3 protein-coding genes are annotated in these 4,519 nt (G+C 39.9%); all 3 read left to right on the top strand.

The genetic code is table 11. The features are described from left to right. Positions 1-826 precede the first annotated feature (826 nt). Positions 827-2,347: a malate:quinone oxidoreductase gene (locus LQV63_RS31025; protein ID WP_233699623.1), complete on the top strand. Its 1,521-nt coding sequence runs from the start codon at positions 827-829 to the stop codon at positions 2,345-2,347. Between the two features lie 483 nt (positions 2,348-2,830). Next, the gene (locus tag LQV63_RS31020; protein WP_233699622.1) at positions 2,831-3,460 is read left to right on the top strand and encodes a hypothetical protein; all 630 of its coding nucleotides are present in this window, start codon (positions 2,831-2,833) and stop codon (positions 3,458-3,460) included. Positions 3,461-3,680: 220 nt separating this feature from the next. Next, positions 3,681-4,196: a hypothetical protein gene (locus LQV63_RS31015; RefSeq protein WP_233699624.1), complete on the top strand. Its 516-nt coding sequence runs from the start codon at positions 3,681-3,683 to the stop codon at positions 4,194-4,196. The last annotated feature ends 323 nt before the right edge of the window (positions 4,197-4,519 follow it).

Raw genomic sequence — 4,519 nt, 5'->3', positions numbered from 1 at the left:
ATGCATTTATTGTCGCACTCTCGGTTTCCGGTGTCCAGTATTTAGTCTAGCATCAGTCGGGTTGTGCCTAGTAGATGCGGATACAGGAAATCAGTGCATGATTAAACAAACGGGCGATAATCTTCCATACGTTATGTTTCAATGTGATGAAACTAACTTTGTGTCCATGTAAGGCGGGGCAGAAATGGCACCATCTTTATCAGAGAACTTTTTAGAGATAGTTTAAAGTTTTGCGGGGCGAACAGCCTTCGATGGATATGCGGTGTAACGTGTCACAAGTGACGGCAGAGGCTTTATTTAGTATCTATACATCTATGTTGAAAATCAGTACTAACAAATGGATATTTTTATGATATGATAATATTAATCCTCAAATGGAGTGACGGCACCCCAGATTTATCAGCAAATGAGGAGATTCAATCGCTTTTTGAATCTATAATTTAACAAAGGGGTCTAGATTAGATATTCCTTTCCCCTGAGAACATTTGATTTCTGCTCTCAGGTTGATTTCTGCTGTTAAGATTGCTGTTTTTAAGTCGTTGGTGAGAAAAGCATATTGGGGATGATCGCTAATCCAAAATTGGTGGTACCACGTTGTTATTACGTAGAGCATTTTTCATGTCCAAAAAAAGCAGTACAGCGCAACTAAGGAGCTCGCAGGGCGGCTATTCACTGGAAACGGCAAACCAAAGCCACAACCCTTGCAAGTAGTTGGGTTAAGGTCTTGGTTTTTGTGTATTCCTGGGGTTAGGTTGACGATTGAGCCAAGCAGACAGGAGCGCCTATATCTTTTCTTCAAATACATTAGCATGTAAGGACGGTAAAAATGATCAACAGACAAACTAAAACAGACGTTATCTTAATTGGTGCCGGAATTATGAGTGCGACTTTGGGGACAATGCTGAAAGAATTAGCACCGAACTGGGAAATTACAGTGTTTGAGAAGCTCGGAAATGCAGGAGAGGAAAGCTCTAACGAATGGAATAATGCGGGAACGGGGCATGCTGCACTGTGCGAGCTTAACTATACCGTCGAAAAACCGGACGGATCCATAGATATTAGCAAAGCTATAAAAATTAATGAACAGTTTCAGGTTTCAAAGCAGTTTTGGGCTTATCTGGTAAGCAGCAATCTGATCCGTAATCCGCAGGACTTTATTATGCCATTGCCTCATATGAGTTTAGTACAAGGGGAAAAGAATGTAGCGTTTTTGAAAAAACGTTTTGAAGCGCTATCAAACAATCCTCTGTTTCAGGGAATGGAATTTTGCGATGACCCGGCAAAGCTGATGGAATGGATTCCGCTTATTATGAAAGGCCGGACATTGAATGAGCCTATAGCGGCAACAAAAATCGATTCTGGAACGGATGTCAACTTTGGCTCTTTAACGCGACTATTGCTTGATCACCTAAAGAGTAGAGACGTCGATATCAAATTCAAACATAGTGTTGATAATATAAAACGTACTAGCGACGGCTCGTGGGAATTGAAAGTACGGAATATCGATAGCGGTGCCGTCGAGCGCCATACTGCAAAGTTCGTCTTTATTGGAGGCGGGGGAGGAAGCCTACATTTGCTGCAAAAATCCGGTATTCCTGAAGGAAAAGGTATCGGAGGCTTTCCGGTAAGCGGACTATTTATGGTGTGTAACAATCCAGATATTGCTGAGCAGCATCATGCAAAAGTATACGGCAAAGCTCCGGTTGGTGCTCCTCCAATGTCTGTTCCGCATCTTGATACAAGATATATTGACAACAAAAAATCGTTGCTTTTTGGACCGTTTGCCGGCTTCTCACCAAGGTTTTTAAAAACAGGTTCCCTGTTAGATTTAGTAAATTCCGTAAAAACGCATAATCTCGTAACGATGTTGGCGGCAGGCGCAAAAAACGTTCCATTGACAAGGTACCTGATCCAGCAAGTCATGTTATCGAAAGAAAAGCGCATGAAAGATTTACGGGAGTTTGTCCCGAACGCCAAGAGCGAGGATTGGGATTTAATGGTGGCGGGCCAACGTGTGCAAGTTATCAAAGATACTGCTCACGGCGGCAAAGGAACGCTTCAATTTGGTACGGAAGTTATTAGTGCCGCTGACGGCTCGATAGCTGCATTGCTTGGCGCTTCTCCGGGCGCTTCTACCGCCGTTCACGTTATGCTGAAGGTAATCAAACAATGCTTCCCGCAGCATATAAAAGCGTGGGAACCGAAAATTAAAGAAATGATTCCTTCTTATGACATGTCGCTAGTGGAAAACCCAGAGCTTATCCACGAAATCCATGCTTTAACAGCGCGGATGCTTGGTCTAAACGACAGTGAACTGCAATCCGTCATGCAGACAGTACAAAAATAATAATAAGTTAAGCGGCCTTCGTCCTGAATTTCATGGGACTGAGGCCGTTTAGCTATGCCTGAATCTTTCGTAACACGGGAAACGATAGTAAAAAAAAATGATGATTTTAATATTTTCAAGAAAAGCACTGACATCCTATAACATCGTATCTACACTGCGGGCTTCGCCCTTGGTTCGCAAAGAGTAGTAAGCAAGGGAGATGAATCAGCGAACAAACCTTGCGAGGCTAAGTCGGTCGGACCCGGCGCTTCGCTCCTTAAGCCTCTCGGGATCGTAGATACAAGAACGTTATCTGAAAGCTCCGAAATAATTTATAAAACATGATTGAAATAAGGTGAAAAATGACAAAACATTTATCAAAAGAAGAAAAGATAGAACAATCCTGCGAGGCAAGTCCGTTGGACCCGGCGCGGAGCGCCTTAAGCCTCTCGGATTCGTAGATACAAGAACGTTAGGCGAAATCCTCGCGAAAGGATGACAAAGATGAAAACCATAGAAATGATACAAAATCTTGGTTTTTTTACAGTAGGTACTGTTAGTTTTTTTGGTACTGCTGCTTGGGTTTTCAAATCTGTTTTTACATATTGGATTAATAGTAGGTCAGAAGGTTTGAAGAATGATCTTATGAAACTTGTAGAAAGCCATAAGGCTGAATTGCAAAAATTTAATAATGAGCACCAAGTAAGATTTAGTAAACTACATCAAGATCAAGCAATTACAATTAAAGAAATTTATAAATTGCTAGTCAAGGTAGAATTATCAATGAATAACTTATTTTCACCTCTAATTATTGAAGGAGAACCACCTAGAATCGAAAAGGCAAAGCAAGCAGTAGGCGATATTAACGCTTTTATTAATTATTATTTCGAAAACCGTATTTATTTTAATTCTATAATATGTGAGATAATCGATGGATTAATTGAACAAGTAAAGCTGTTATGGTATGACTACTCAACCTATGAGATTAACTTTGATGATCTAAGAAATAATCTAGAAGCTGCTAAAGAAAGTCGAGCTGTATTGAAAGAATGCCATAGAAAAATGAAGGAAGATATACCTTTAATTAAGGTTGAATTAGAAAATCATTTTAGAACTTTATTGGGTGTTTCATAGGAGTAGAAGACTTCGCCTAACATCGTATCTACACTGCGGGCTTCGCCGCAAGATGAGGAATGCAAAGAAGTCGAATCAGCGAACAACCCTGCGAGCTAAGTCCGTCGGACCCGGTCGCTGAAGCTCCCTTAAGCCTCTCGGGCTCGTAGACACAAGAACGTTATCTGCAATTGCATTGCAAGATCAATAAAATGAAAAGGAGGAACATTTCTTGACCACAATGTTCACAAAAGCAGTTGGAATAGGTTTTATTGTTTTATCAGCACTAAGACTAACACCAATTATAAATGCGACTGGGAAGTGGTTGTTATATGTCTCGATTGCAGCGTTATTCCTAATATTATCTGACTTATTAGAGTTTATTATCGAAGGCATAGTAGAAAAGAAAGGGATTAAGTTGAATAAAGCATTAAAAGTCCTACGTTCAATTTTTCTTGCGGGTGCAGTGATAGCTATAATCGTTTTACCTAATTTAAAAATCAATATTCCTGTAAAAGAAGTTAATGCATTGAGTGATGCCATCACATTAGTTAGCTTAGGTATTGCAATAACATTAATTGGGTTCAAGACAGAAAGAGTACAAATCTCATTATTTAATAAAACTAATACCATAAGAAATGAGGTAAGGGAGTTTATAAATTCAATTGAAGGACAGAGCATTGTTGATGAACGGATAAGCAAACTATCGCTACAAGATACACAACTGATTAGAGAGCTGAATGAGGATTCAAAGTAGAGGCAACAGCAGATAACACCGTAATCACGCGTAGGGGCTATCGCCCCTTGGTTGTCAGATGTATAATCATGGAAGAGGTCTCGGACAACAAATGGCCCAGTCTAAGATAAGAGCTATCTAAGGCTGGGCCATTTCGTGAATACCAGAACGTTAACTGAAAACAATACAAGAGGGTCAGTGTTACTAGTGGCTATTGGCAATATTGTAATTGAGTGTCATCTTATATAAATAAATTATTTTAATAGTAATATTCAAATATATATTTAACTGAGCATTTTGCAGTAATCTAAGCCCTTGCTACACAAGGACTTTCAGCAATAAAA

The sequence above is a fragment of the Paenibacillus profundus genome (assembly GCF_021369635.1).
Lineage (GTDB): Bacteria > Bacillota > Bacilli > Paenibacillales > Paenibacillaceae > Paenibacillus_B > Paenibacillus_B profundus.
The sequence above is the reverse complement of the archived record's forward strand: the minus strand, read 5'-3'. Positions and strand labels throughout refer to the sequence as shown.

What these genes read in the sequence shown, in the direction of transcription:
- LQV63_RS31025 (WP_233699623.1), top strand. Translation starts at nt 827, where the DNA reads ATGATCAACAGACAAACTAAAACAGACGTTATCTTAATTGGTGCCGGA.
- LQV63_RS31020 (WP_233699622.1), top strand. Translation starts at nt 2,831, where the DNA reads ATGAAAACCATAGAAATGATACAAAATCTTGGTTTTTTTACAGTAGGT.
- LQV63_RS31015 (WP_233699624.1), top strand. Translation starts at nt 3,681, where the DNA reads ATGTTCACAAAAGCAGTTGGAATAGGTTTTATTGTTTTATCAGCACTA.